Origin of the sequence: Salmonella sp. SJTUF15591 (assembly GCF_043356435.1) — a bacterium.
Taxonomy (GTDB): domain Bacteria; phylum Pseudomonadota; class Gammaproteobacteria; order Enterobacterales; family Enterobacteriaceae; genus Salmonella; species Salmonella enterica.
In genome coordinates this window covers 189,505-215,590 of sequence record NZ_JBEUJO010000005.1, presented here as the reverse complement: position 1 = coordinate 215,590, position 26,086 = coordinate 189,505, and the positions used below count along the sequence as shown (strand labels likewise).

General features: G+C 56.7%; 27 protein-coding genes and 1 pseudogene. 6 read left to right on the top strand and 22 right to left on the bottom strand.

What is annotated here, in order from left to right; translation table 11 throughout:
- Positions 1–78: 78 nt before the first annotated feature.
- The 4 genes from yfeX to ABVM99_RS13625 form a co-directional block, all read right to left on the bottom strand.
- Positions 79–978: a porphyrinogen peroxidase gene (gene yfeX, locus ABVM99_RS13640; protein ID WP_023195465.1), complete on the bottom strand. Its 900-nt coding sequence runs from the start codon at positions 976–978 to the stop codon at positions 79–81.
- Between the two features lie 94 nt (positions 979–1,072).
- Positions 1,073–1,648 (bottom strand): RpoE-regulated lipoprotein, encoded by a 576-nt coding sequence (locus tag ABVM99_RS13635; RefSeq protein WP_000838968.1) that lies wholly within the window; start codon positions 1,646–1,648, stop codon positions 1,073–1,075.
- Between the two features lie 61 nt (positions 1,649–1,709).
- Positions 1,710–2,159 carry a DUF2919 domain-containing protein gene (locus ABVM99_RS13630; RefSeq protein WP_017441396.1) on the bottom strand — a complete coding sequence of 150 codons (450 nt, stop codon included), beginning with the start codon at positions 2,157–2,159 and terminating at the stop codon, positions 1,710–1,712.
- Positions 2,146–2,571 (bottom strand): GNAT family acetyltransferase, encoded by a 426-nt coding sequence (locus ABVM99_RS13625; RefSeq protein ID WP_000406008.1) that lies wholly within the window; start codon positions 2,569–2,571, stop codon positions 2,146–2,148. Before ABVM99_RS13625 ends, ABVM99_RS13630 begins: the two co-directional genes overlap by 14 nt.
- Positions 2,572–2,783: 212 nt before the next feature.
- Here ABVM99_RS13625 and amiA point away from each other — a divergent pair, with 212 nt between their 5' ends.
- The 4 genes and pseudogenes from amiA to ABVM99_RS13605 all read left to right on the top strand — a co-directional run.
- A complete protein-coding gene (gene amiA, locus ABVM99_RS13620; RefSeq protein ID WP_000102880.1) occupies positions 2,784–3,653 on the top strand; it encodes an N-acetylmuramoyl-L-alanine amidase AmiA in 870 nt (289 codons plus the stop codon).
- Positions 3,654–3,655: 2 nt separating this feature from the next.
- Complete coding sequence (gene hemF, locus ABVM99_RS13615) at positions 3,656–4,555, top strand: oxygen-dependent coproporphyrinogen oxidase (protein WP_000801339.1); 900 nt, start codon at positions 3,656–3,658, stop codon at positions 4,553–4,555.
- A 20-nt stretch (positions 4,556–4,575) separates the two neighbouring features.
- On the top strand, positions 4,576–4,905 hold the full coding sequence (locus tag ABVM99_RS13610; RefSeq protein ID WP_023195168.1) for a hypothetical protein: 330 nt from the start codon (positions 4,576–4,578) through the stop codon (positions 4,903–4,905).
- Positions 4,906–4,980: 75 nt separating this feature from the next.
- Positions 4,981–5,184, top strand: a pseudogene (locus tag ABVM99_RS13605) (DUF1963 domain-containing protein); the annotation flags it as partial.
- Between the two features lie 169 nt (positions 5,185–5,353).
- On the opposite strand, the gene eutR reads toward ABVM99_RS13605, so the two are convergent.
- The 18 genes from eutR to maeB all read right to left on the bottom strand — a co-directional run bounded on the left by eutR (position 5,354) and on the right by maeB (position 22,840).
- Complete coding sequence (eutR, locus tag ABVM99_RS13600) at positions 5,354–6,406, bottom strand: HTH-type transcriptional regulator EutR (RefSeq protein WP_000753666.1); 1,053 nt, start codon at positions 6,404–6,406, stop codon at positions 5,354–5,356.
- A 47-nt stretch (positions 6,407–6,453) separates the two neighbouring features.
- The gene (eutK, locus tag ABVM99_RS13595) at positions 6,454–6,948 is read right to left on the bottom strand and encodes an ethanolamine utilization microcompartment protein EutK (protein ID WP_000606266.1); all 495 of its coding nucleotides are present in this window, start codon (positions 6,946–6,948) and stop codon (positions 6,454–6,456) included.
- Between the two features lie 12 nt (positions 6,949–6,960).
- Positions 6,961–7,620 (bottom strand): ethanolamine utilization microcompartment protein EutL, encoded by a 660-nt coding sequence (gene eutL, locus ABVM99_RS13590; protein WP_001111056.1) that lies wholly within the window; start codon positions 7,618–7,620, stop codon positions 6,961–6,963.
- A 9-nt stretch (positions 7,621–7,629) separates the two neighbouring features.
- Positions 7,630–8,526, bottom strand: a complete 897-nt coding sequence (gene eutC, locus ABVM99_RS13585; RefSeq protein WP_000372354.1) for an ethanolamine ammonia-lyase subunit EutC — start codon at positions 8,524–8,526, stop codon at positions 7,630–7,632.
- Positions 8,527–8,544: 18 nt separating this feature from the next.
- The gene (eutB, locus tag ABVM99_RS13580) at positions 8,545–9,906 is read right to left on the bottom strand and encodes an ethanolamine ammonia-lyase subunit alpha (protein ID WP_000769990.1); all 1,362 of its coding nucleotides are present in this window, start codon (positions 9,904–9,906) and stop codon (positions 8,545–8,547) included.
- A gap of 11 nt (positions 9,907–9,917) precedes the next feature.
- Positions 9,918–11,321, bottom strand: coding sequence for an ethanolamine ammonia-lyase reactivating factor EutA (gene eutA / locus ABVM99_RS13575; RefSeq protein WP_001097518.1), 1,404 nt, complete (start codon positions 11,319–11,321; stop codon positions 9,918–9,920).
- Entirely contained in the window at positions 11,318–12,544 is a 1,227-nt protein-coding gene (gene eutH / locus ABVM99_RS13570; RefSeq protein WP_000512359.1) for an ethanolamine utilization protein EutH, read from the bottom strand. The genes eutA and eutH overlap by 4 nt, the downstream gene beginning before the upstream one ends.
- Before the next feature lie 119 nt (positions 12,545–12,663).
- Entirely contained in the window at positions 12,664–13,851 is a 1,188-nt protein-coding gene (eutG, locus tag ABVM99_RS13565; protein WP_023195167.1) for an ethanolamine utilization ethanol dehydrogenase EutG, read from the bottom strand.
- Positions 13,841–14,680, bottom strand: coding sequence for an ethanolamine utilization protein EutJ (gene eutJ, locus ABVM99_RS13560; RefSeq protein WP_001650294.1), 840 nt, complete (start codon positions 14,678–14,680; stop codon positions 13,841–13,843). The genes eutG and eutJ overlap by 11 nt, the downstream gene beginning before the upstream one ends.
- 10 nt (positions 14,681–14,690) lie before the next feature.
- Entirely contained in the window at positions 14,691–16,094 is a 1,404-nt protein-coding gene (locus tag ABVM99_RS13555; RefSeq protein ID WP_001075640.1) for an aldehyde dehydrogenase family protein, read from the bottom strand.
- A gap of 11 nt (positions 16,095–16,105) precedes the next feature.
- The gene (gene eutN / locus ABVM99_RS13550; RefSeq protein WP_001522340.1) at positions 16,106–16,393 is read right to left on the bottom strand and encodes an ethanolamine utilization microcompartment protein EutN; all 288 of its coding nucleotides are present in this window, start codon (positions 16,391–16,393) and stop codon (positions 16,106–16,108) included.
- Positions 16,394–16,505: 112 nt separating this feature from the next.
- The gene (gene eutM / locus ABVM99_RS13545) at positions 16,506–16,796 is read right to left on the bottom strand and encodes an ethanolamine utilization microcompartment protein EutM (protein WP_000387716.1); all 291 of its coding nucleotides are present in this window, start codon (positions 16,794–16,796) and stop codon (positions 16,506–16,508) included.
- A 40-nt stretch (positions 16,797–16,836) separates the two neighbouring features.
- The gene (pta, locus tag ABVM99_RS13540) at positions 16,837–17,853 is read right to left on the bottom strand and encodes a phosphate acetyltransferase (RefSeq protein ID WP_023195166.1); all 1,017 of its coding nucleotides are present in this window, start codon (positions 17,851–17,853) and stop codon (positions 16,837–16,839) included.
- Entirely contained in the window at positions 17,850–18,653 is an 804-nt protein-coding gene (gene eutT, locus ABVM99_RS13535; RefSeq protein ID WP_000997656.1) for an ethanolamine utilization cob(I)yrinic acid a,c-diamide adenosyltransferase EutT, read from the bottom strand. Before eutT ends, pta begins: the two co-directional genes overlap by 4 nt.
- A 5-nt stretch (positions 18,654–18,658) precedes the next feature.
- The gene (eutQ, locus tag ABVM99_RS13530) at positions 18,659–19,339 is read right to left on the bottom strand and encodes an ethanolamine utilization acetate kinase EutQ (RefSeq protein WP_393927010.1); all 681 of its coding nucleotides are present in this window, start codon (positions 19,337–19,339) and stop codon (positions 18,659–18,661) included.
- Positions 19,317–19,796: an ethanolamine utilization acetate kinase EutP gene (eutP, locus tag ABVM99_RS13525; protein WP_000820751.1), complete on the bottom strand. Its 480-nt coding sequence runs from the start codon at positions 19,794–19,796 to the stop codon at positions 19,317–19,319. The genes eutQ and eutP overlap by 23 nt, the downstream gene beginning before the upstream one ends.
- A gap of 12 nt (positions 19,797–19,808) precedes the next feature.
- Positions 19,809–20,144 carry an ethanolamine utilization microcompartment protein EutS gene (eutS, locus tag ABVM99_RS13520; protein ID WP_001031445.1) on the bottom strand — a complete coding sequence of 112 codons (336 nt, stop codon included), beginning with the start codon at positions 20,142–20,144 and terminating at the stop codon, positions 19,809–19,811.
- Between the two features lie 416 nt (positions 20,145–20,560).
- Positions 20,561–22,840, bottom strand: coding sequence for an NADP-dependent oxaloacetate-decarboxylating malate dehydrogenase (gene maeB / locus ABVM99_RS13515; RefSeq protein WP_000344299.1), 2,280 nt, complete (start codon positions 22,838–22,840; stop codon positions 20,561–20,563).
- 271 nt (positions 22,841–23,111) lie between these two features.
- Here maeB and tal point away from each other — a divergent pair, with 271 nt between their 5' ends.
- Together tal and tkt are read left to right on the top strand one after the other, a co-directional pair.
- A complete protein-coding gene (tal, locus tag ABVM99_RS13510) occupies positions 23,112–24,062 on the top strand; it encodes a transaldolase (RefSeq protein ID WP_023195315.1) in 951 nt (316 codons plus the stop codon).
- A 19-nt stretch (positions 24,063–24,081) separates the two neighbouring features.
- On the top strand, positions 24,082–26,082 hold the full coding sequence (gene tkt, locus ABVM99_RS13505) for a transketolase (RefSeq protein ID WP_052938308.1): 2,001 nt from the start codon (positions 24,082–24,084) through the stop codon (positions 26,080–26,082).
- Positions 26,083–26,086 lie beyond the last annotated feature (4 nt).

Below are 26,086 nucleotides of genomic sequence, written 5' to 3'. Positions count from 1 at the left end.
TGATGGCGCTGCGCTTATCAGGCCTACCAATCGTAGGTCGAATAAAGCGTTTGCGCTGCCATCCGACAGGGTTTTACCTTATAGCGCTAACAGGCGATCCAGCGACGGCGCAAAATAGTAGCCGCCAGTCACCGGCTTGGTGAAGCGCAGCATCGCGTCGCGTTTACCGTCGGTATCGCCGAACATACTCAGAAGCTGCTGTTCGATATTGTGCAGACGTGCGCAGTAAGCGCAGAAATAGAGACCATGAGTACCGCTGGCGGTACCGTATGGCAGGCTCTGGCGCACAATCTTCAGCCCTTTGCCATCTTCTTTGAGATCCACGCGGCTCAGGTGAGACGTTGCCGGACGCGCATCGCCGTCAATCTCTTCATTGGCTTCTTTGGTACGCCCGATCATCATCTCCTGATCGTGGATACTCATCCGGTTAAGTTGCTTGAGATTGTGTTCCCAACGTTGCACGAACACATAACTGCCGCCGGCATCCACGCCATCTTTGATCACCGCCACTTCACGACGCGTCTCTTCGCCTGCCGGGTTCTCTGTCCCGTCGACAAAGCCGCTCAGATCGCGTTCTTCCACCCAACGGAAGCCGTGAACTTCTTCTTTCACGTCGATACAGTCGCCGAAGGCTTCCATCGCCGCCTGGGCAACAGAAAAATTCACATCGTGGCGCAGGGAAAGGATATGGATCAGCACGTCATACTGCGTGGCCGGCGCCAGTCCTTTACCATAAGGAATAAAATCTTTCAGTTCTTCCGCCCCGACGCCGCCGCTCAGGGCGCGCCAGGTGTTGTTGCCAAACGCCACAACGGCCCCAAGATGGGCGTCCGGAAATTTGACTTCGAAGGTCGCCAGTTTATCGGCAAATGTTCTGCTGGCCGCGCGCAGGGCGTCCTGGTCGCCTTTCACATTGGCTTCAATCCAAATTGCCGCACGGCAATGTTCCGGCAAAATGCCACTTTGAACCTGAGACATGATTCCTCCTGAAAATGAGAATGCCACGCAGTCGTGGCATTAATGGAGGTTATTTTACCTTGTTTTTAAGCGAAGCGGTTTGTTCAGGCGCAAATTAACGACGCCAGATAATTTTGCGCACGTCCCAGTTTTTTAAGACGTCATCAGGAGGCATTAAGCCTTCCGGTCCGCTCCACTCGCCGGAGAAAACATAGCTAATATGCTGACTTCCCTCGGCTTTACATTCGACGCTGGTATGGCTATCGCTGGAAACCGGCTCGCAGTGACCAAACGCTTTGCTGTAAAGGTCGCTAAACGGCGTACCAATTTTGCCCCCCGCGGCGGTTGGGATATCGCTGTCCAGCACATCAATACGGCTCACGGTGCCCTGCTCGCCGTTGATCACCATCGCGACGTTGTCGCCCTTCATCGCTTCGAAAAAGCGCACCACGTTGCCGTTATCGGTTTTCATACCGCTACGCAGGCGATAATCGCCATCTAATGCCTCTGCAATCGCCGGCTCTTCCAGCGGCGTGGCGGCGGTCAGCGCTCCCACGCCTTGCTCAGTGACTTCTGTCGAGGAACCAAACCAGTTCCATGGATTTGCGGCAGACCAGTTGACCGAGGAGAGCGTCGAGCAGCCGGTCAGCGCCAGCGGCAGTGCGAGTAAAGTCAAACGCAGCGATTTCATCTCACTTCCTTTCTTTTATTAATTAACGTTGGTTGGAGTGCGGGTTCGCCAAAAAGTGCCGTTATTCTTTCTCAAAGGAAAAACAGGCACGCAAACGTTGATTGGTTAACAGCCAGATCAGCGCGACGATGTCCGCCAGCAGCAGCGCCAGCCCGACGCCGTTGACCGGGTCGCCACCCAGCCACATCACCGGCAGCCAGCACAACGACACCAGTTGAGCAAGGATCAGGAGTCCGCGCAGCCAGCGCCACACACCAGGAACCGCTTCACGCCGCCCGCTGAGTAAAAACGCCACTACCGCCGGAACGCCGGGCAACAGCCCCAGCCAAAAATTATCATGGTCGGGATAAAAAAAGTTTAACAAAGTATTACCCTGTCCACGGGATGAACCGGCAATGACAAAGAGTACCCAGGCGCGCGCCTGAAGTAGCAGTACGCACCAGAACAGAAACGGCAGGCGTAAACGTCCGTGTACATCATAATCGGCTGGATGAAACTCAGTACTCTTCATCTTCAATCAGGCGTTTACCCAAACTTAGGGCGTCAGAATGCTCATACCCCAGACGTTCATACATGCCCAGCACAACGTCGTTATCATCGCGCACCATAATTTGGATTTTCGGACACCCGCGAGCGATGAGTTTTTTTTCCAGCCGGTTAAGCAACGCATTCGCAATGCCGCGCCCGCGGAACTCCGGGTGAACGCCCAGGTAATACGCCGAGCCACGATGCCCGTCATAACCGCCCATTACCGTACCGACGACTTCGCCGCTAACTTCCGCAACGAGGAACAAGCTGACATCGTGATTCACCTTGCGTTCAATATCCATTTCAGGATCGTTCCATGGACGCAGCAGGTCGCAACGCTCCCAGAGGGTAATCACCTCTTCGAAATCTTCCTGGCGAAAAACGCGTATTTCCATGGTATTCGTTGCCTTTTCGGGTGGAAAAACCAAGATTATGGCGCAAACATCTGATTCAGCCAATATCTGACGCGATGTAGCGGAAAAAATGGCATAATGGCGATGTGTCACGTATTGAAATGAAAAGTAAAACAATTCTCATCACCAACCGTCGTAACGGATTACGCGATACGATATAACATCTTGAACTTAATTTTCACAACTCAGGCCGTATGAGCACTTTTAAACTCCTAAAAACTCTCACTTCGCGCCGCCAGGTACTCAAAACAGGTCTGGCGGCCCTGACGCTGTCAGGTATGTCGCACGCAATAGCCAAAGAAGAAACGCTAAAAACCAGTAATGGTCACAGCAAACCCAAAACCAAAAAAACCGGCAGTAAACGGCTGGTGATGCTCGACCCCGGACACGGCGGCATCGATACCGGCGCGATTGGCCGCAACGGTTCTCAGGAAAAACACGTCGTACTGGCAATTGCCAAAAACGTACGCGCTATTTTGCGAAATCACGGAATCGATGCGCGTTTAACCCGGACAGGGGATACCTTTATTCCGCTGTACGATCGGGTGGAAATCGCCCATAAGCACGGCGCGGATCTGTTTATGTCCATTCATGCCGATGGTTTTACCAACCCGAAAGCGGCGGGCGCTTCCGTTTTTGCGCTTTCCAACCGCGGGGCCAGTAGCGCCATGGCGAAGTATCTCTCCGAGCGTGAAAACCGCGCGGACGAAGTGGCGGGTAAAAAAGCCACTGACCGGGATCATCTATTACAACAAGTTTTGTTTGATCTGGTGCAAACCGATACGATTAAAAACAGTCTGACGCTGGGTTCGCATATTCTCAAGAAAATCAAACCCATACATAAATTACACAGCCGCACTACCGAACAAGCGGCTTTCGTGGTGCTAAAATCACCGTCAATTCCGTCGGTACTGGTCGAAACCTCGTTTATTACCAATCCGGAAGAAGAACGCCTGCTGGGCACGACGGCGTTTCGCCAGAAAATCGCTACGGCGATCGCCAACGGCATCATCAGTTATTTTCACTGGTTTGATAACCAGAAAGCGCACACGAAGAAACGGTAATCATGAAACCCGATGCACATCACGTAAAACAGTTTCTGCTACGCCTGCAGGATGATATTTGCCAAACGTTATCCGCTGTGGATGGCGCAAACTTTGTCGAAGATAGCTGGCGACGCGAAGCGGGCGGCGGCGGACGCAGCCGGGTATTACGCAACGGCGGAATTTTCGAACAGGCGGGCGTTAATTTCTCTCACGTTCACGGCGATGCAATGCCCGCGTCCGCCACCGCGCATCGGCCAGAACTGGCTGGGCGTAGCTTTGAAGCGATGGGCGTATCGCTGGTGGTGCATCCGCACAATCCGTATATTCCCACCAGCCATGCTAACGTGCGCTTTTTTATTGCCGAAAAACCGGGCGCCGATCCGGTGTGGTGGTTTGGCGGCGGGTTCGATTTAACGCCCTACTACGGCTTTGAAGAGGATGCCGTTCACTGGCACCGCACCGCCCGCGACCTGTGCCAGCCGTTTGGCGACGATGTGTATCCGCGCTATAAAAAGTGGTGCGATGACTACTTTTTCCTCAAGCATCGTAACGAGCAGCGCGGTATCGGCGGCCTGTTTTTTGACGATTTGAATACGCCGGATTTCGACCACTGTTTTGCTTTTATGCAGGCGGTCGGTAACGGCTACACCGAGGCGTATTTACCGATTGTCGAACGACGCAAAGCGATGGTCTGGGGAGAGCGGGAGCGTAATTTTCAACTTTATCGCCGCGGGCGCTACGTGGAGTTCAATCTGGTATGGGACAGAGGCACCCTGTTTGGTCTGCAAACCGGCGGGCGCACTGAATCTATCCTGATGTCGATGCCGCCGCTGGTGCGCTGGGAGTACGACTGGCAGCCAGAAGCGGGTAGCCCGGAAGCGGCGCTGAGCGAGTTTATTCAGGTACGCGACTGGATTTAACTTATTTATAAAGTAAAACAATGCAAACAAATACACGGAAAGTAGTAACCAGTGACGCCAAATGGCATCCCCATCTGGATATAAGTTTTATTGGCTGCCTGCTTGCCATTACGCTAGAAATATATTTTGAAGAAAGAATATTCATCCCTCATAGCGGAGGGGTGAGCTTCGGTCTGATCGTGCTTCTGGTTATCAATATGGTGACCATCCCTGTGGTCATGGCCCTGATAGCATTACTCTGCTTTATTATTCATATTCCGCGTAAAAGCGTTAACTGTATCTTGCTATGCCTACTGGCATGTATTTTGACGATAGCCGGTTTGTTTATCGCCTATCCGGTTGGCCGTTGAATAAAAGCAGGCTCGTAGAAATAAACGAGTTCATTGTAGATAAAGAATTCGGTAATTCGCATTCTGACCTGGTAGTGTTGTACGGCATATAACACCGTTTTCGCCACGGCCGTTCCTAATTCACCCACGACCGTCTCACAGCTCGGCGGCCACCCGGCCTGGGTTCAGGATGCGGAATACCCAACGTGCCCAACGTGCGCGCAAACGATAATGTTCCTCGCACAAATAAGTTATGAAGATATTGAGAAATATGCCAATGGGATGCTTTACGGGCTTATCAGCGGAGGCAAAATTGCGCGCGGTTCCCCGGAGGCGGCGCTGGCGCGCCTTGTCCGGGCTACCAACCACAGACAGCAGCGAATCCGTAGGCCCGGTAAGGCGCCAGCCGCCACCGGGCAATTCCCGACACGCGCACGTTATCAGCAACCGGAGAGCCTACCCATCAATATCAAGCCCATTGCCGCATCCGTTGATGCAGCGTCAACGACGGTTTTTCGGCAAATAATTGCTGATAATCGGTGGCAAATTGCCCCAGATGCCAGAATCCCCACTGCATCGCGGCATCTTTGACCGTGGTGCTCTGCGACCACGGGCTAATCAACTCCCGGCGTACCGCGTTTAAGCGAATACGTTTCAGCCACGCATTGGGGCCAATGCCCAAAATGGCGTGAAACGCATTTTGCAGCGTGCGGCGGCTAACGTGTAGCTGGTTACATAAGTCGAGCACTGTCAGCGGCTCCGACATATTTTCCAGCACATATTCCCGCGCCCGCGACAGTAGCCTACGATATCCCTGATGGCTGATGCTCTCGGCGCTATGAATCGGCTTCGCCTCTTCCAGCATCGTGCCCATCGCCAGCAACAAATTATCACTCAAGACCTTACGCACCGCAGGTTGATGCAGGGTTTCAGGACTCTCGCTAAAGGTGGCCAGCGCCTGCTGCACAAAGCCCCACAGCGCCGCTTTATGCTGCTCTTTTACCTCCAGCGCTAACTGGTTACGCAGCATATGCAGCACCCTTTCCGGGTTATGCAAAAACGTGGCCTGACGGGAAATAACATCTTCCGAGATAACGACGCCCAGAATGGTGTAATCATCCGGCGTGCTCAGTTCAAACTCGGTGCCTCCCGGTCGGGTGGCAATCTCGGCGCTGCCGAGCCCCTGCGCGCCGATAAATCCCTGTTCGCCGCGCGTCGCCGGAATACCAAACCAGAAAGAGTTTGGCCAAACCAGACACGACTGACGCAGCGCCAGGCCGGTGTATTCACGGAACACCTGAATCTCATCAAGCAGGATTTCCGTGAACTCGCCATGAAATTTACCCGGGTGTAACTGATCGTAGATCTGCTGCCAGGCGGTGATAGTCAGAGCATGTTCATAGACATCCGTCGTCCGTCGCTGATGAACATTGTCCACCTCGACTCTGGGCGTAAGTTTAACGTCTTCGGGTAACGCTTCATGATAAAGATGGTGCAAATTCGCTGTACGGGTCTTTTTCATGATCTTCTATGCCGGACGCCCGCCAGGACGCCCGGCCCTCCGACAGATTAATTTTTGATGCGATAGCGACTACTGCGTTTACGCAACGCTCCGTCAGAAAAGAGTTGTTCCAGCACGTTTCTGGCCTGCTCCAGCGGCCAGCCAAAATGCGCGGCCACCTCTCCCGCCGTCATTCCCTGGCGTACTGATGCCAGCAGCGCCAGTAACGCTTCGGCGAACTCAGGCGTTGCGGGTACCTGGGGCGCTTTCTCAGTCGGCGTTGTCGCACGCGCAAACCCGCCAATCAGCCACTGGGTGTCCTCTTCCGGACGACCAATTTCTTTGCGACTAATCACACGGCCTGTGCGCTGCGCGGCGGCGCTTCCGGCATCCAGCGCCGCACGACACGCCGCCAGATCGCCCTCCACCACCAGCGTTAACCTGCCAGGGTCGAGCACTTGATGACTAAGCAAACGCACGTTGGCCGCTTTCAGCATGGCATCCGCCGCATCGACGGCGGCGACCATTCCGTCCACTTCCAGTAATCCCAGGGCATTGATCATTGGCAGCCTCCGTTACGCACGCTGGACAGGGTTACGGGCGATATCCAGCACGGCGTCGGTAAAGGCGTTGCAGGCGGCTTTACACGCGGCCTGGCTTCCCGTTAAGAACGCGGCCGAATAGTTGGTTTCCGACGGCGGCGGCACGTAAGTCACCAGTTGAACGTCAGCGGATTTCATCGCCGCGTCAATGCCGAATGTCGCTTCCAGCGGCGGCGCCACCAGATAGGCCATCGGATCGCCCAGCGCGATACCTGCGGTAGACGAGAGGTACGAGCCAGTACGCGAAACCACATGCGCCAAGAACGCGGTATTTTCCGCATCGTTCGCCCACTGGAACGCCGCGCCGTTTTCAATGCTGGCGACCATTGCATCCAGACCGGCGCGCACTTCCGCCGGGTTCGGTCCGCCCAGCATAATCAACACCTCACCGGCGGTAGGCGACGGCCCGTGAGCCGCCCCGGCATAGAGGGAGCGGCCATAGACCACTTCCACCATCGCCTGTTTGGTCGCTTCGTCAGCGGCAATATAGGTCACATCATCAGAATCTGCCGTGATGAGTCCGAGGCTACGTATATGTGGCGGTAATTTAAGTTCCCGCGCAAAGCCGTCATTCACGGAGGCAATCACGCGCATGGCAGTCACTGAAGGTCGAATCAAATCTAATGCAGGCATGATGTCTCCTTAACGGGTCATGTTGATGCCGGACGCTTTCTGCTCCAGCATCCGTTTGGCCAAATCCACAATCACGGCGGCGGCTTCTACTGGCGGCGTCCCCCCCTGATGAATGTTTGAAATACAGGTTCTGTCGGCCTCGACGGTGGTCGCTACGCGCGGGGAATAGACGGCGTAGCAGGAGAGGCTTTCCGACTGCCCCAGCCCCGGACGTTCGCCCACCAGCAGGATGACGACCTTCGCGCCGAGAATTTCGCCAATCTGATCTTCAATCTTCACGCGGCCATAGCGCACAAAGAACGGCGTGCCGACGTTCAGCCCGGCCTGCTTCAGACCGGCAAGCAACGGCGGCAGGATCTCTTCATAGTTGGCGGTGATCGCATCCGTAGAGAGGCCATCGGAGACCACTACCTGCACATCCGGGTTCATCACGCACTGCGACTTCAGCGCGTCAATGGCTTCCGGGCTCAGGCGACGCCCCATATCCGGGCGCGTCAGGTACAGGTTTTTGTCGCTGATCTCCGAACGCACTTCCAGCAGCCCTTGCGCTTTTACCCACTCTTCCGGCACTTCTTTGAGCACGGTATCTTTCGAACGGGAGTGATCCGCCAGGAAGCGCAACAGCGCCTGGGTGCGCGGACGCGGCCCGGCACGCCCCGTACAGACGCGTGCCGCAGTACTGCGACGCAGTTCGGTCAGCACGTCCGCACGATGCGGATTCTCGACGCCAATCCAGGCTTTTGCCTCTGCGGAACCTAAATCCAGCGCGCAGCTTTCGGTCACCGTCGGCGCGGCGCACTGCGGCTTTGCGCCTTCCTGCGTTGACGGCGCGACGGGCTGCGGTACGTCCTGTCCCATTGACGCCATCACGCTACGTACAATTTCTTCAATCTGTTTTTGATCCATGGTGTTATCCCCGCGTCATCAGAAGAACAGTGACGGATCGCCCGCCCGTTTGGTCAGACGACCGTTTGCCATAATGCCCATCGTTTCCAGCCAGCGTTCAAACTCCGGCGATGGCCGTAAATTCAGCAACTGACGGACGGTGGCGGTATCGTGGAAAGCGGTGGTCTGGTAGTTGAGCATGATGTCGTCGCCGAGCGGCATCCCCATGATGTAGTTACAGCCGGCAGTGGCGAGCAGAATCATCAGGTTTTCGTTAAGGTTCTGGTCGGCGTCGGCATGGTTGGTATAGCAGCAGTCGCAGCCCATGGAGATGCCGCTCAGCTTGCCCATAAAGTGATCTTCGAGACCGGCGCGGATAATCTGCCTGTCGTTGTAGAGATACTCCGGCCCGATAAAGCCCACCACGGTGTTCACCAGGAACGGATCGTAGTGGCGAGCCAGCCCGTAGTTACGCGCTTCCATCGTCACCTGGTCGGCACCAAAGTTCGCGCCAGCCGACAGCGCAGACCCCTGCCCGGTTTCAAAGTACAGGCAGTTTTCCCCGGCGATGCGGTTGAACTCCGCCCCCACAGCCCGCGCTTCGTCGAGCATCGCCAGCTCGACGCCGAACTCTTTTAAGCCCTTCTCGCTGCCGCAAATGCTCTGGAAAATCAGTCCGCCCGGCGCGCCGCGACGAATCGCTTCGATCTGGGTGGTGACGTGCGCCAGCACGCAGCCCTGGGTCGGAATATTGAATTTATCGATAACGCCGTAAACGGTGTCGAGCACGCGGGTCAGGTTCTCCACGTCATCGGTCACCGGGTTAACGCCGATCACCGCATCGCCTGCGCCGAAAGAAAGCCCTTCGTAGATTTGCGCGGCGATACTCTGTACATCGTCACGGGTATCGTTCGGCTGCAAACGGCAGCTAAAGGTGCCCGGAATACCGATGGTGGTATTGGCTTTTTTGATCACCGGCATTTTCTTGCCGCCGTAGATCAGGTCGGCGTTGGAGCAGATTTTCGCCACTGCCGCCACCACTTCGGAGGTCAGGCCTTTGCGGGTAAACGCGATATCGTCCACGGAGGTTTCATCGCTCAGTACGTATTCGCGCAGTTCGCTGATGCTCCAGTTTTTAATCCGGTTATAGGCCGTTTCGTTGACGTCATCCTGAATCAGGCGCGTCACGCAGTCCTCTTCATAGGCAATCACCGGATTGTTGCGGATATCCGCCACCGTCATTTCCGACAGTACCTGTTTTGCCGCTACGCGCTCCTGCGAACTTGCCGCGGCAACCCCGGCCAGCACATCCCCCGAACGCAGTTCGTTGGCTTTAGCCAGTACCTCTTTTACATCCTTAAACTGATAAACATTGCCGAACAATGTGGTCTTTAGTTTCATAAGTCGTTCCCTCAGGAAGGAAATGCGAGTGATTTCACCGTCACCGGCACAACCGATCCGCCAAAAAGAGGCGTACCAATGTCGATATAGTCTCCCGCCCGCACGACCACCTCATCGATGACCGCCAGCGGAAGTTGCGGTAACTGTGGGCGCAATAACATGCCCAGCGCTTTACCAAAATCCTGCTCGGCCACCACCAGCAGGGGATGTGGATTGGGATAACGCGCGACAAAAGCCGTCAGCGCGTTGATGACCGTGAGTAATGCGGCGTAACGCACCGGGAGCGTGGCGGGAAGCGCCAGCACGTAAGCGTCGGTTTGCGGGTCGAGATCAAGCTGGAGAAGCGCCTGCCGCCAGGCGTTCACCAGATCGGCGTCATCCTGCGGGATCGCCACCGGCAGGTTGCGCAGCGGCAGTTGGACGTCTTCCAGCCAGATAGTACTGCCGGAAAGCGAGAGCGTATGGGCCCCCGCGCCAATCACCGTGGCGCGTACGGTTTGCGCCGGAAACTGCACGTTCATCTCGCGCAGACGCGGGTGCTCATGCAGCGCGGTCGCCAGCAGCGGCCCGATATCAGAAAAGCAGAACGGATCGGCAGGTTGGTTGCGGTAGCATTCACCTACCCCACCGGAAAGGGTGATCACCTCTGGCGTAATATCGGCGGGCAGCAGCCCGGTTTGCATCAGCGATTGCGCCAGCGGCGAGAGCGCGCCAGTGATAACCTCGACGATGAGATCCGCCATCCGCCGCGCCACCTGTCCCAACTGTGCGGCAGCTAAGGCGCGAGCATCAGTACCCGAACCGAACACCTCATCGATAATCATCTGCCCCGGCTGATGGGCATAAACCACGCGCCCCTGAGCGTCGGTTTCCAGCAGGCGACCACCGACGTTAAGGCAAGCGGTGCCGCTGACTTTTCCCGCGTCAAACAGCGCGTAGTTAGACGTGCCGCCGCCGATATCAATATTCAGCACCCGGCACATCCGCTGCTCAGACAAGCTTTGCGCTCCGGCGCCGTGACCGGCAATGACTGATTCCAGATGCGGCCCGGCGCTGGCGACCACAAAGTCGCCCAGCGACTGCGAGAGCGCCATGACCGCCGGACGGGCGTTGCGGGTTTTGGCGCTTTCGCCGGTGATAATGATAGCCCCGGAGTCCACCGATTCAGGCGCGATGCCTGCGGCCTGATACTGGGCCAGAATCAGCGCTTTAAGTTCGGCCTCTTTCAGACCGCCCTGCTTATCCACGGGCGTAAAGAAGACCGGGCTTTGCCAGCTAATGTCGCGTTTGATGAATTCGTAGCGCGGCACCTGCGACACCGCCGCACGGTTAACCAACTCCAGGCGCGAGAAGATCACCTGCGTGGTGGTGGTGCCGATATCGATACCGACGCTCAGTAGCTGGCGAGTGTTCACGATTGCGCCTCCGCTTCGGTTTTCACCTGGGCGGCGTCATCTTTCGGCACCAGCATCATCGCCACGCCAATCGCCGTCACGCCGCCGATCAGCTTGCCGACAATCATCGGGAAGATCATGGCGTTCATGTTGGCGGCGGCGAAGCCTAAATGGTCGCCCAGCGCGAACGCCGCAGAGACGGCAAATGCGCAGTTAATCACTTTGCCGCGGGTATCCATCTGCTTCATCATGCCGAACATGGGGATATTGTTCGCCAGGGTCGCCACCATGCCTGCCGCCGCAATATTATTTACGTTCAGCAGTTTACCGACATTCATCAACGGTTTTTCAAACCAGCGGGTCAGTAACAGCACCATCGGATACGCGCCGAGCAGCACGCAGGAGATAGAGCCGATCACTTCAATGGCGCGCATCACTTCGCCGGGTTTGTCGCCTGGCGCCATAAAGATCGGGTCGAGTCCCGGAATCAACTCCCAGCCCAACAGGAATTTAACCACCGCAGCCGCCAGACCGATGGTGATCAGCGCCACCAGAAATTTGGCGAAAATCTGGAAACCGTTGATCATTTTTTCCGGGATGAACTTCAGCCCCAGCGCTACCAGCACCGCGACAATCAATACCGGGATCATGTTCATCAGGATCAGCGCGAAGGTAAACTCCACTGGCTGACCATTGATCTGCACGCCTGAGTACATGGCGATCAGTCCCCCCGCAATGCAGCCAATGGGAATGGTGACGATACCCGCCAGTACGCCAAGCGCCAGGTAGCGGCGGTCAGACGGTTCGATAATGCCGAGCGCCACCGGAATGGAGAACACAATGGTCGGCCCCATCATCGACCCAAGGATTAACCCTGAGTATAGCCACGCCGCGACATCACCGCCGGCCAGCTCTTTGGCGAGGAAGAATCCGCCCATATCACAGGCCAGTAGCGTACCCGCAAACATGGATGGGTTCGCGCCCAGCATTTCGTATACCGGGATAATAACCGGCCCCAGTACATGCGCCAGCACCGGCGCCAGCGCGGTCATACCGACCATCGCCAGTCCCAGCGCGCCCATCGCCATAAAGCCCTCTTCAAACTGGCCGCCAGACCCCTCGATACTCTTGCCGAATTTACCGAGAAAGCGCGCCGACCCGCCGAACTGTGACAGGATTCTGTCCACGGCGGCAATCAGCATAAAGAACATCATGATGTACATGATGATTTCGTTAATTCCCATAGCCCTTACTCCCTGCCATTTATGATTTGTAGGCCGGATAAGACGTTTACGTCGCCTCCGGCATTAACGCCGTGTTATTGCCGGATGGCGGTGCGAGCACCTTATCCGGCCTACAGGCATTACCCGGCAGCCGCGTACAGGTCGATAATCTGTGCCTGTGTGGCGGTGCGTGGGTTACTGCGCAGACAAATATCCTCCAGCGCGGCTTGCGCCCATGCGCTGTAGTGTTCGGGTTTGGCGCCAGCGTCAGCCAGCCGTTTGCTCTGCCCCACTTCGGCAATCAGCTCGCTCACCGCCGCAATCGCATCGCGATCGTCCGATTTCTTATTGGTTAACGCCCGACCGATTTGACTGAAGCGTTCGCGGCATACCATCCGGTTAAAGCCCATGACCGTTGGCAGCAGCATGGCGTTGGCCTGGCCGTGCGGAATATGCAGCGCCGCCCCTGGCTGGTGCGCCATCGCATGACACAGCCCCAGACCAGCGCTGGAAAAGGCCATTCCCGCCATACAGGAGGCCAGCAACATATTTTCACGCGCCGCCAGATCGTGGCCGTAACCCACGGCTTTCGGCAGCGATTTGCCAATCATCGCTATCGCGCCAATCGCCAGGCTGTCGGTAAACGGCGTGGCGTTGAGCGCGCTGTAGGCCTCAATCGCATGAGTCAACGCATCGATACCGGTCATCGCCGTCACGTTTGGCGGAACGCCTTCGGTCACGGCAGCATCAAGAATCGCTACGTCCGGCATTAGTGACGCGTGTGCCAGCACCTGCTTGCGCCCGCTGACCGCGTCGATAATCACCGTTACGTTGGTGGTTTCAGAACCGGTTCCGGCGGTGGTCGGCACCGCAATCAGCGGCAGACGCGGGCGTAATGTACTGCGCTCGGTCATGGCGCTCAGCGTCTGGTCAGGGTTAGTCACCAGCAGGGCGACCGCTTTCGCCGCGTCCAGCACCGAACCGCCGCCAAAGGCCACTACGCCGTCGCACGTCGCCTCACGCAGTTGCGCCACCGCCGCGCAGACATCGGTGATGCACGGCTCGCCTGGCGGACACGGCCAGACCGTCATCGCCACGCCTTTCATCGCCAGGCTGCGTGCCAGCGGCGCGGTCATTCCCGCCTGATGCAGAAAGCTGTCGACCATCACAAACAAATGGCTTACGCCTCGCGCTTGCGCTTCCTGGCCGCAGGCGCCGAGCGCCCCAAGTCCGCACAGCGTGACCGGCGGTACGCTGAACGTTTTCACCCGTTGCAGATTCAGGGTGTCGAATGCCTGAAACAGCGCCGTCTGTAGTTCAGCTTGCATAGAGTCCCTCCGCTTTCGCTCTCCCGCTGTTGGCTATCGCCAGCGGGGTCATAAACAGGCTGTGCTGCGGCAAATGCACCTGTAACTCCGGGAAACGCTGACGAAATAACGCCTCCACGCCCGGCTGCATACAGGAACCGCCCGCCAGCCATAAATCTGTCACTCCCTGCCCGGCAATATGGCAAGCGACGATTTCCGCCATTTTTTCGTACACCGGCTTCACTACCGGCCAAATCTCCTGCGCATTGCTGCGCTTGTACTGTTCCGCCTCTTCCAGGGGAATACGGCGGTTGCCCGCCAGCGTCAGGGAGATATGGTACCCGCCAGTGGCTTCATCGGCGGAGTAAGTCACCTTGCCCTGTTTGACGATGGCAATGCCGGTAGTGCCGCCGCCAATATCCACCACGCCTGCATTATCAAGCGCCAGCAGATCCGCCACCGCCGTCGGCTCATCCAGTACGTGGCTGACTTCTAACCCGGCAGACTCCAGCACGTTGATCGAAATACGCGGGTCGGTGCCCGGCGGGAACGAGGTCGCCGCGTGGGTAAAGCGGCAGCCGAGCTGCTGTTCAAGGGTGTCGAGATGGCGGCGCACGAGGGTGACGGCGCCGAAGAAATCCCAGACGATGCCGTCACGCACAACGTCGGCCCAGTCAAGGCATACCGCCACCGGCTGGGCGTTGCCGTCGACCACCATCGACACCACGTCGCAGGTGCCCAAATCGACGCCCAGCCACAGCGGTGTATCGCTGGCGGCGGGCGTCTGGTTACACAGGGCCGCCGCTTTTTGCAGTCTTGGGGTGAGCCAGAGTTGTTCGTCGTGCGCCATGAGTCATCCCTTATACAATGCGAAACGCATCCACCAGCACGCATCGACGCAGCCGCACAAAGGTACGCGCGCTGGTCACGCCTTCGCCGGTTGGCGTGGTGATAGTCATGGTGGTCCAGCCTTCTCCGCCCAATCCAAGCCCGGCAATGCACGGCCCGTTTTTGACGAAAATGCTGGTGTCGATGGCGTTCGCCATCTGGTTCATGTTGTCGATATTGCGCGAGTGCATCGCCGCCGTATGGTGGCAACCGCCTTCAAGCTGAACCGCCAGGGCGATGGCTTCTTCGACGTTGGCGACCCGTACCACCGGCAGTACCGGCATCATCATTTCAGTGACGGCAAACGGATGGTTAGCGGGCGTTTCCACAAACAGCAGGCGCGTTTGATCCGGGACGTTCAGGCCAATGGCTGCGGCAATCTTGCCCGCGTCACGACCGACCCAGTCACGGCTGACGGTGCCTTTGCCGCGTTCATCGATATTCTTCAGCAGCACCGGCTGGAGCTGTTCGGCCTGAGCGGCGGTCAGTTTCACCGCGTGCTGACCTTCCATCAGACGCATCAGCTCGTCGGCGACGCTATCCACCACAATCAGCACTTTTTCGTCGGCACAGATGATGTTGTTATCAAAAGACGCGCCTTTGACGATGGATTGTGCAGCGCGCGGCAGGTCGGCGGTCTCATCCACCACCACCGGGGGATTGCCAGCACCGGCGGCAATCAGGCGTTTATTAGTATGTTTGCGCGCCGCGTCTACCACCGCTTCGCCGCCGGTCACCACCAGCAGGCCAATACCGGGGTACTTGAACAGCCGCTGGGCGGTTTCGATATCCGGGTTCGCCACGGTGACCAGCAGATTTTCCGGGCCGCCGGCGGCGACCACCGCCTGATTGAGGAGGGTGATTGCTCGCTGAGAGACCTTTTTCGCCGCCGGATGCGGGGCAAACACGACGCTGTTGCCTGCGGCAATCAGGCTGATGGCGTTATTAATCACCGTCGCCGCCGGATTGGTGGACGGCGTGACCGAGGCCACCACGCCCCACGGCGCATTTTCAATCAGCGTCAGGCCGTTATCGCCGGTCAGCACCTGCGGAGATAAACACTCGACGCCCGGCGTGCCGCGCGCCTGCGCCACGTTTTTGGCAAATTTATCGTCAACGCGTCCCATGCCGGTTTCGCTGACGGCAAGTTCCGCTAATTCTCGGGCGTGTTTTTCGCCCGCCTCGCGAATGGCATGAATGGCAAGCTGGCGCATCGCCACGCTCTTCAGCCCCTGCTGGGCACGTTTTGCTGCCGCCACTGCGTCATCCAGGGAGGCAAAAACGCCCATCTCATGAACAGTGCTGGCCGGCTGGCTGCTGTCTTTCATTTTCAGCAGTACCGCTTTCACCACCTGTTCAATATCCTGTTGATTCATGATGTTCAGTCCTATTTATGGAAAACCACTTTCCCGCCAGCCACCACTTCATCGACGATGCCAATGACGCACAGATCGACCGGTGATAATTCGCTGCGATGCGCCTGGCGTGCGGAACTGCCGCTGACCAGCAGTACCCACTCTCCGGTTCCCGCCCCGATACTGTCGATAGCGACGGCACACTGCCCGTCGGGGTTGCCCTGGGCATCGATCATTTCCACCATCAGCAATTTGTCATGCGCCAGTCCCTGATGGCGGACGGTACATACGATTTGTCCTGTGACGACTGCCAGTTTCATATCCGCCTCCATGGATTGCCCGTTGGGTCGTAGGCCTTGAATCTGCGCACCATCAGGCAATGGCGCGCATTCATGCCGGATGGCGACGCTGCGCGTCTTATCCGGCCTACCATCAAATGTTGCTGTCGCCTTTGAAGCTGATCGGGAACACTTCTTCCAGATCGCCGTGCGGGCGTGGAATCACGTGTACGGAGACCAGCTCGCCAATGCGCTGCGCCGCAGCGGCGCCAGCATCGGTTGCGGCTTTGCACGCCGCCACGTCGCCACGCACCATGGCCGTACACAGGCCACCGCCAATCTGCTTCACGCCGACCAGCTTCACGCGTGCGGCTTTTACCATCGCATCTGAGGCCTCAATAAGCGCAACCAGGCCCCGGGTTTCAATCATTCCTAATGCTTCCATCGTGTTTTCCTCTCATTAAAGGGGTCCAGAACGGGACCGTTCATTCAACCAGTGTGTGTAAGCTGCGTTCGCGGCTCACGTCAGCCTGGCGCGGCACGGCTGCCACCAACGCCAGTTCGATAATTTCCTGCACGCTACAGCCTCGGGAGAGGTCGTGAAGCGGCGCGGTAAGCCCCTGAATTAGCGGCCCAACAGCGCGATAGCCTCCCAGACGCTGAGCGATTTTGTAGCCAATATTGCCCGCCTCCAGCGACGGGAAAATCATCACGTTGGCGCGGCCTTGCAGCGGGCTGTCAGGCGCTTTTTGCGCGGCGACCTCCGGGACGAAAGCGGCGTCAAACTGCAATTCACCGTCCACAAGCAGTTGCGGCGCACGTTCGCGAACGAGCTCTGTCGCCTGCTGCACGTTGGCAACATTGGGGTGACGGGCGCTGCCGTTGCTTGAAAATGACAGCATCGCCACGCGCGGCTCTTCGCCGGTAATGGCCCGCCAGGTGTCGGCGCTGGCGATAGCGATATCCGCCAGCTGCGCCGCCGTCGGCTGCGGCACTACGCTGCAATCGGCGAACCCTAATGCCGGACCGGCATACTGCGGCAGCATCAGGAAAATAGACGACAATGTTTTGCACCCGGGTTGCAGGCCAATCACCCGCAGCCCTGCGCGCAGCACATTCGCCGTTGACGACAGGTTGCCTGCGATACACACATCAGCCTCACCGGCGCTCACCATGGCGGCAGCGAACATTAGCGGGTCGCTAAGCTTTTCCACTGCGTCCGGCGGCGTTTTTTCTCCGGCACGGGCGAGCCAGCGTTGCGCAAAACGCTGGCGCATACTCAGGTTGCTGTGTGGGTCGATGACCTGAATGCCATCCATCGCCATACGATGACTCAGGGCAAACTGACGCAGCGCAAACGGACTGGCGACCAGAACGGGGCGAGCCAGACCGCACTGTTGCAGGTAATGCGCCGCTTTCAGCACGCGTTCGTCCAGCGCATCGGGAAAGACGACTCTGGCGGGGGCGCGTACCGCCAGTTCGCGGGCGCGTTCAATGATCATGGCTTCTCTCCCAACCGTTGTTGAATTTGGGCGACCGTCAGCGGATGTTTCGCCACGCTCAAAATCATCATCACGTAAACCGTGCTGGAGAGACGGTTCAGCGCCTGTAAAATGTCCGGGCGCAAGACCTCAAAACTACGGGTAATAAACACTTGTGCGGCGAGGGTTTCCGTTTCGCGGACTTTGGTTCGCAGCAGATTAAGCAGCGCCGCATCGCGACCGTGGCTGGCCTCCGGCACCAGGTGATCGTGGTCGAGATAGCGCAGCGGCTGGTGGGAAAGCCGATGCAGCTCATCCTCGTTCAGCCCGACGATAGACTGAGCCGCCAGCGGTTCATCTATAGCGTCGGCGCGCATAATGTTGCCCAGCCGCGAGCGGATATCGAAAAGCCACGGCTGCCAGGGTTCCGCCAGTTCGATTTGTAGCCACACGGTCAGCGCGATGGCGCTGTCGAGCGCGGCGCGAAAGCCGAGGCGCGGGTCGCTTTTGGCGACCATTTTGTCCGCCGTCAGATGGGTCAGCGTATCGGGCTTTTTCACCACCGGCTGGCGGCACAGTTCACAGCAGGCCTGTGGGTGCGTATCGCTACTGGTTAAGCCATGTACCGGCTGCGGCTGCTGTTCGTCATCATCGACAAACAGCCGACCTTGCGGATCCAGAAACTTAATGCGCAGGCGGCGGCTTTCCAGCAGTTCCCGGGCCGAGGGCGTCAGTCGTGCATCAGCGGGCAGATGGATTTCCGATCCTTCGCTGAGCGTATGATTCGCTCTGAGCCACGTTTCGGTGATGAAATCGTTCATACGGATTACCAGTTTGCAGGCCAGGCGACGTACAGGAAGCGCACGGACGTTGGCGTGCCAAATTCAATGCTGGAGCCTTTAGGGATGAACATGACATCTCCGGCTTTGGCAATCATGGTTTCGCCTTCATGGCGTACATGCAGTTCGCCCTCCAGCACCATGTCGATTTCGTCGTAGTTCAGCGTCCACGGGAAAAAGGCGTTGTCCCACTGCATAAACCCGGCGGCCATGCTGCTGCCATCCTGCTCTGTAACCAGATCGGTTAAGCCGACGCAGTGCGGTTCGGCGCCGTCGAAGCGGCCAAATTTCACGCTGCTGCCGTCAATGACTTTCACGCCGCCTTTACCCGTGACGGAGGTAAAGCTCGGCTGCATCGTCCCCAGTTCCAGCGACTGCTTTTCCTTGAGCACTTTTTCCATCAACTGCGCCACCAGGCTTTCAGTAAACTGCCCTTCCGGGAGCTGCGCGATGATGGCTTCCCGAATGCGCTGGCTTTCGCTTTTACACGACTGCGCCGATGTGGATGCCGGGACGGGCTCGTCGCATTCGGTAATCGTGAAGCCCAGTAGTTCCGCCACTTCGCGAGCCTCCGGGGTAATAATGCTGGCGCGCAGCACTACCGACATCGCCTGTTCGCCGCGGGCGTGGGCCGCACGAATATCGTTAGCTGTGATAAGTTTTTTCACCTGCCTCTTCCTCCTGTTCACTGAGAGCCGCCAGATAATCCACCAACTGCCGCACGCTTTGCGGGTCGTGGCCGTTGAGCTCGAAAATCGGCTCCCGGAATCCAATCTCGCAAAGCAACTGCCGCGTAGCGGCGACGTCGGCATCCGGCATGTCCGTTTTGCTGATAACGGCGATATGTCGTTTACGGGTTCCAACATCCAATAACCCGGCAGGTAAGCGACTTTCTTTATCGTTTGCCGCGTGGACATAAATCAGCGTGTCCACATCCTGCAACGTGGTAATTAAGGCGTGATACCAACGGGGATGGCTAAAATATTCACCCGGCGTATCGATATCGCCATGATCGTTAAATTCCACGGCCTGCGTTTTTCTGGCGAGGGAATAATTTCCCCGTAACGCGTTAAAAAGCGTTGTCTTTCCGGCGCCGACCGCGCCGACAAAAGCAATACGTTTCATTACCGCCACCAATTAACTTTTTGTTAACTCACACAGGGTAAAGTTTAATAATCGCCCCAGCCCGCTGACCGTCTGTAATAGCGCTTCTTCTACTGCGCCGACGGTGCCATAAATCACCAGCGCGCCGCTAAATCTGTCGAGAAAACCGATGTGTACATCCGCAGCCTTCATCGCTAAATCGCCAGCGATCATCGCCGTTTCCCCCGGCGTTAAGGTCATAATGCCAATCGCGCCAGCATCGGGAACGCCGATCTTTTTCGCCAGTTCTTCACCAGGGTGCGCAATGAGATGCGCCAGCGTGACCTGTTTGCCCGGCACAAATTCCTGAATAATGCGTTCTTTATTCATTGCTCACCGTCTCCACTGAAACTGCCGTCATCGTGGCAATTTTTTGTCGGAGTAAATAACAAAATTCGGCAAGGTGATGTAAAAGGTGAGGTAGATCACTAAGAGAAAGAAAATAAAAGGGACTTCTGTCGAAGGTGTTAACGATAAATATCGTGGTGCATCACATTTTCAGGCGTCATTCTGAATTTAAGCCTGTTCCGCAATAAATACCCACCGACTATTCTTTATATTACTATTATTGATAAAAATAATGCGTATCACTCGATTTGTGCATAGTACAGATTCAGTGAAATAAGTAGGGGTAACGCAATAGGTTCCAGAATATCCCCACACGAGCCTTCCATGCCATGGCGAAGCCCAGCGGCGCATAAAAAAAGCGCAGGAGAACCTGCGCCAGAAGAGAGAGTAATGCGTTATTAAAGCGGCGTGGTTTGCGCTTCAACTACCGCTAACGCCACCATATTCACGATACGGCGTACAGAGGCGATCGGCGTTAATACATGTACCGGTTTAGACACGCCCATCAGGACCGGGCCGACCGTGACGCCTTCGGAACTGGAGACGCGGAGTAAGTTGTAACTAATGCGGGCGGCTTCCATATTCGGCATCACCAGAATATTGGCGGCTCCCTTCAGCGGACTATCCGGCATCCGGTCATTACGAATACTTTCCACCAACGCCGCATCACCGTGCATCTCACCGTCAATCATCAGATCGGGCGCTCGTTCGCGTACCCGCTCAAGGGTTTCGCGCATTTTGCTGGCGGACAGCGAATTTGAGGAACCAAAGTTAGAGTGCGACAACAGCGCGACTTTCGGCTCAATACCAAAGCGGCGAACGGTTTCCGCCGCCATTACGGCGATCTCCGCCAACTGTTCCGGCGTGGGATCTTCGTTAACATAAGTATCGGCGATAAAAGTGTTGCCGCTTGGCAGCAGTAAGGCGTTCATCGCCCCTGCCGTATGCACGCCGTCACGGTAGCCAAAGACGGCTTTCACGACGCTGAAATGCTCATGGTAGTCGCCGATGGTACCGCAGATCATCGCATCCGCTTCCCCACGCTGCACCATGATCGCGCCAATGGCCGTATGGTTGCCGATCATCGCACGCTGCGCCTGTTCCTGAGTTACCCCGCGACGCTTCATGATCTGGTAATACTCGCTCCAGTACTCTTTGAAGCGCGGATCGGATTCATTATTCACGATCTCGAAATCAACGCCCGCTTTGATCTGTAGCCCCAGTTTCTGGATACGCATTTCGATCACGCTCGGACGTCCGATCAGGATGGGCTTCGCCAGCCCCAGGGTGATCAACTCCTGGGTTGCGTGCAGCACGCGCGCCTCTTCCCCTTCCGGCAGCACTACACGCTTCGGATCTTTGCGTGCCTGCGAGAAGATCGGCTTCATGAACAGGTTGGTTTTGTAGACAAACTCGGTCAGTTTATCGATATAGGCATCAAAGTCAGCAATCGGGCGCGTCGCCACGCCGGAATCCATTGCCGCTTTCGCGACCGCCGGAGCGATTTTGACAATCAGACGCGGGTCAAACGGTTTCGGAATAATGTATTCCGGCCCAAAGCTCAGGTCCTGATCGCCATAGGCCGAGGCCACCACTTCGCTCTGTTCGGCGTGCGCCAGCTCGGCAATCGCACGGACCGCCGCCAGTTTCATCTCTTCGTTGATCGCCGTCGCGCCGACGTCCAGTGCGCCACGGAAGATAAACGGGAAGCACAATACGTTGTTCACCTGGTTCGGATAGTCGGAACGACCGGTACAGATGATGGCGTCCGGACGCACTTCTTTCGCCAGCGGCGGCAGAATTTCCGGTTCCGGGTTGGCCAGCGCCAGAATCATTGGCGCGCGGGCCATTTTCTTCACCATCTCCTGAGTCAGCACTTTCGGGCCTGAACAGCCGAGGAAAATATCCGCGCCGTCAATGACTTCATCCAGCGTGCGCTTGCCGCTGTCGTCTACCGCATAGGCCGCTTTGGTCTCCGCCATATTCGGCTCACGGCCTTTGTAAATAACGCCCTTAGAGTCGCACACCACGATGTTGTGCTTTTGCATCCCCAACGCGACCAGCAGGTTCATACAAGCGATTGCCGCCGCCCCTGCGCCGGAGACGACCATCCGCACGTCGGAAATATTTTTCTCTACGACTCGCAGGCCATTAAGAATGGCGGCAGTACTGATGATCGCCGTTCCGTGCTGATCGTCATGGAAAACCGGGATGTTCATGCGCTCGCGCAGTTTCTGTTCAATATAGAAACATTCCGGCGCTTTAATGTCTTCGAGGTTAATGCCGCCAAAGGTCGGCTCCAGCGCTGCGACCACATTGATAAATTTGTCCGGATCAAGCTCATCGACTTCAATGTCAAACACATCGATGCCGGCGAATTTTTTAAACAGAACGCCTTTGCCTTCCATGACCGGCTTGCCGGCCAGCGCGCCAATGTTGCCTAACCCCAGCACCGCTGTACCGTTGGAAATGACCGCGACAAGGTTGCCGCGCGCGGTGTATTTGTAGGCTGCCAGCGGATCTTTTTCGATTTCCAGGCAGGGCGCCGCCACGCCTGGCGAGTAAGCCAACGCCAGATCGCGTTGGGTGGCAAGGGGCTTAGTCGGAGAAACCTGAATTTTACCGGGTACCGGAAATTCGTGGAAATCAAGGGCGCTTTGTTTTAACTGCTCATCCATTTTGTTGTTCCTTTCACGTATCGTTCAAAAAGTGACGCGGCCTGGTGCGCCGCACATTATCACCGTACTGCGCAACACAAACTTTGAAGGTCTGCAAACTATCACGACGCGGCGCAAGAGTTTGTTATCAACTTATAACAGCCATGTTACCTGCTTATACCAGCAATACCATGCCTGTCTGCTATGCTTTTTGGTTATGTAGTGTATCAATCTTTCAGAAGTGTGAATCAACACACTCATCTAACACTTTACTTTTCAAGGAGTATTTCCTATGAACCAGCTAGACGGCATCAAACAATTCACTACCGTCGTCGCCGATAGCGGCGACATCGAGTCCATCCGCCACTACCAGCCGCAGGATGCCACGACAAATCCCTCTTTACTGCTGAAAGCCGCCGGGCTTGAGCAGTATGGTCATTTGATTGAGGATGCGATTGCCTGGGGGAAAAAACACGGCGGTACGCAGGAACAGCAGGTTGCAGCAGCCAGCGATAAACTGGCGGTTAATTTTGGCGCGGAAATACTGAAAAGTATTCCCGGTCGCGTCTCTACTGAAGTCGACGCGCGGTTATCGTTCGATAAAGAAAAAAGTATCGAGAAAGCGCGCCATCTGGTGGATCTCTACCAGCAGCAGGATATTGATAAATCGCGCATTCTGATCAAGCTCGCCGCGACCTGGGAAGGTATCCGCGCCGCCGGGCAGCTCGAAAAAGAAGGCATTAATTGCAACCTGACGCTGTTGTTCTCTTTTGCCCAGGCGCGCGCCTGCGCCGAAGCGGGCGTCTATTTAATCTCTCCGTTCGTGGGCCGAATTTACGACTGGTATCAGGCGCGTAGTCCGCTGGAGCCGTATGTCGTGGAGGAAGATCCCGGCGTGAAATCGGTACGCAATATCTACGATTACTTTAAACAGCATCGCTATGAAACCATCGTGATGGGCGCAAGTTTCCGCCGTACTGAGCAAATCCTCGCGCTAACCGGCTGCGATCGACTGACTATCTCCCCTAACCTGCTTAAAGAGCTGAAAGAAAAAGAAGAACCGGTGATCCGTAAACTGGTGCCTTCCTCGCAGATGTTCCACCGTCCTACGCCAATGACGGAAGCGGAGTTCCGCTGGGAACATAATCAGGACGCGATGGCCGTAGAGAAGCTGTCGGAAGGTATCCGTCTTTTTGCCGTTGACCAGCGCAAACTGGAAGACCTGCTTGCCGCCAAACTATAAACCTTGCATGGAGTGATTTATGTCCCGTAAAGACCTTGCCAATGCGATTCGTGCGCTGAGCATGGATGCCGTTCAAAAAGCCAATTCCGGGCACCCCGGCGCGCCGATGGGGATGGCGGATATCGCTGAAGTGCTATGGAACGATTTTCTTAAACATAACCCCACCGATCCGACCTGGTATGACCGTGATCGTTTTATCCTTTCCAACGGTCACGCCTCCATGCTGCTCTATAGTCTGCTGCATTTAACCGGTTATGACCTGCCGCTGGAGGAGTTAAAAAACTTCCGTCAACTGCACTCTAAAACGCCAGGTCACCCGGAGATTGGCTATACGCCCGGCGTTGAAACCACCACCGGACCGCTGGGCCAGGGGCTGGCGAATGCCGTCGGGCTGGCGATTGCCGAGCGTACGTTAGGCGCACAGTTCAATCGGCCGGACCATGAGATTGTCGACCACTACACCTATGTCTTTATGGGCGACGGCTGTCTGATGGAGGGGATCTCGCATGAGGTGTGTTCGCTGGCTGGTACGCTGGGGCTGGGCAAACTGATCGGCTTTTATGATCACAACGGCATCTCCATTGATGGCGAAACCGAAGGCTGGTTTACCGACGATACCGCCAAACGTTTTGAAGCCTACCACTGGCATGTCGTGCATGACATTGACGGGCACGATCCGGAGGCGGTGAAAAAAGCCATTCTGGAAGCGCAGAGCGTAAAAGATAAACCTTCGCTAATTATCTGTCGGACGGTGATAGGTTTTGGCTCGCCGAATAAAGCCGGGAAGGAGGAGTCGCACGGCGCGGCGCTGGGCGAAGAAGAGGTGGCGCTGACTCGCCAGAAGCTGGGATGGCATCATCCGGCGTTTGAGATCCCAAAAGAAATTTACCGCGCGTGGGATGGCCGTGAAAAAGGTGAGAAAGCGCAGCAGCAGTGGCAGGAAAAGTTTGCTGCTTATGAGAAGGCTTATCCTGAGCTGGCCGCGGAGTTTACCCGCCGGATGAGCGGCGGACTGCCGGAGACATGGGAATCCGCCACGCAAAAATTTATTAACGACTTGCAGGCTAATCCGGCCAAAATCGCCACCCGTAAAGCATCGCAAAATACGCTCAATGCCTACGGTCCCCTGTTGCCGGAACTGTTGGGCGGATCGGCAGATCTGGCGCCGAGCAACCTGACTATCTGGAAAGGTTCGACCTCGTTGAAAGAGGATCCGGCAGGTAATTACATCCACTATGGCGTGCGCGAATTCGGCATGACCGCCATTGCTAACGGCATCGCCTACCACGGCGGCTTTGTACCGTATACCGCCACGTTTCTGATGTTTGTCGAATATGCGCGTAACGCGGCGCGTATGGCGGCCTTAATGAAAGCCCGGCAGATTATGGTCTATACCCACGACTCCATCGGTTTAGGCGAAGATGGCCCGACGCACCAGGCCGTGGAACAACTGGCGAGCCTGCGCTTAACGCCAAACTTCAGCACCTGGCGTCCCTGCGATCAGGTTGAGGCGGCAGTCGGCTGGAAGCTGGCCATTGAACGTCAGCACGGGCCGACGGCGCTGATTCTCTCTCGGCAGAATCTGGCGCAGGTGGAACGCACGCCGGAACAGGTGAAAGCAATTGCCCGCGGCGGTTATATTCTGAAAGATAGCGGCGGCAAGCCGGATATCATTCTGATCGCTACCGGATCGGAAATGGAAATTACCCTCCAGGCGGCGGAAAAATTGACTGGCGAGGGGCATAACGTTCGCGTGGTGTCGTTGCCTTCAACGGATATTTTCGATGCGCAGGACGAGGCATATCGCGAATCAGTGCTACCGGCGCACGTGACCGCCCGCGTCGCGGTGGAAGCCGGTATAGCCGACTACTGGTATAAATATGTTGGCCTAAAAGGCGCAATTATCGGCATGACGGGATACGGTGAATCCGCTCCGGCTGACAAATTGTTCCCGTATTTTGGCTTTACCGTGGAAAATATTGTAGAAAAAGCCCGCCGGGTGCTAAACATCAAAGGCTAAGGCG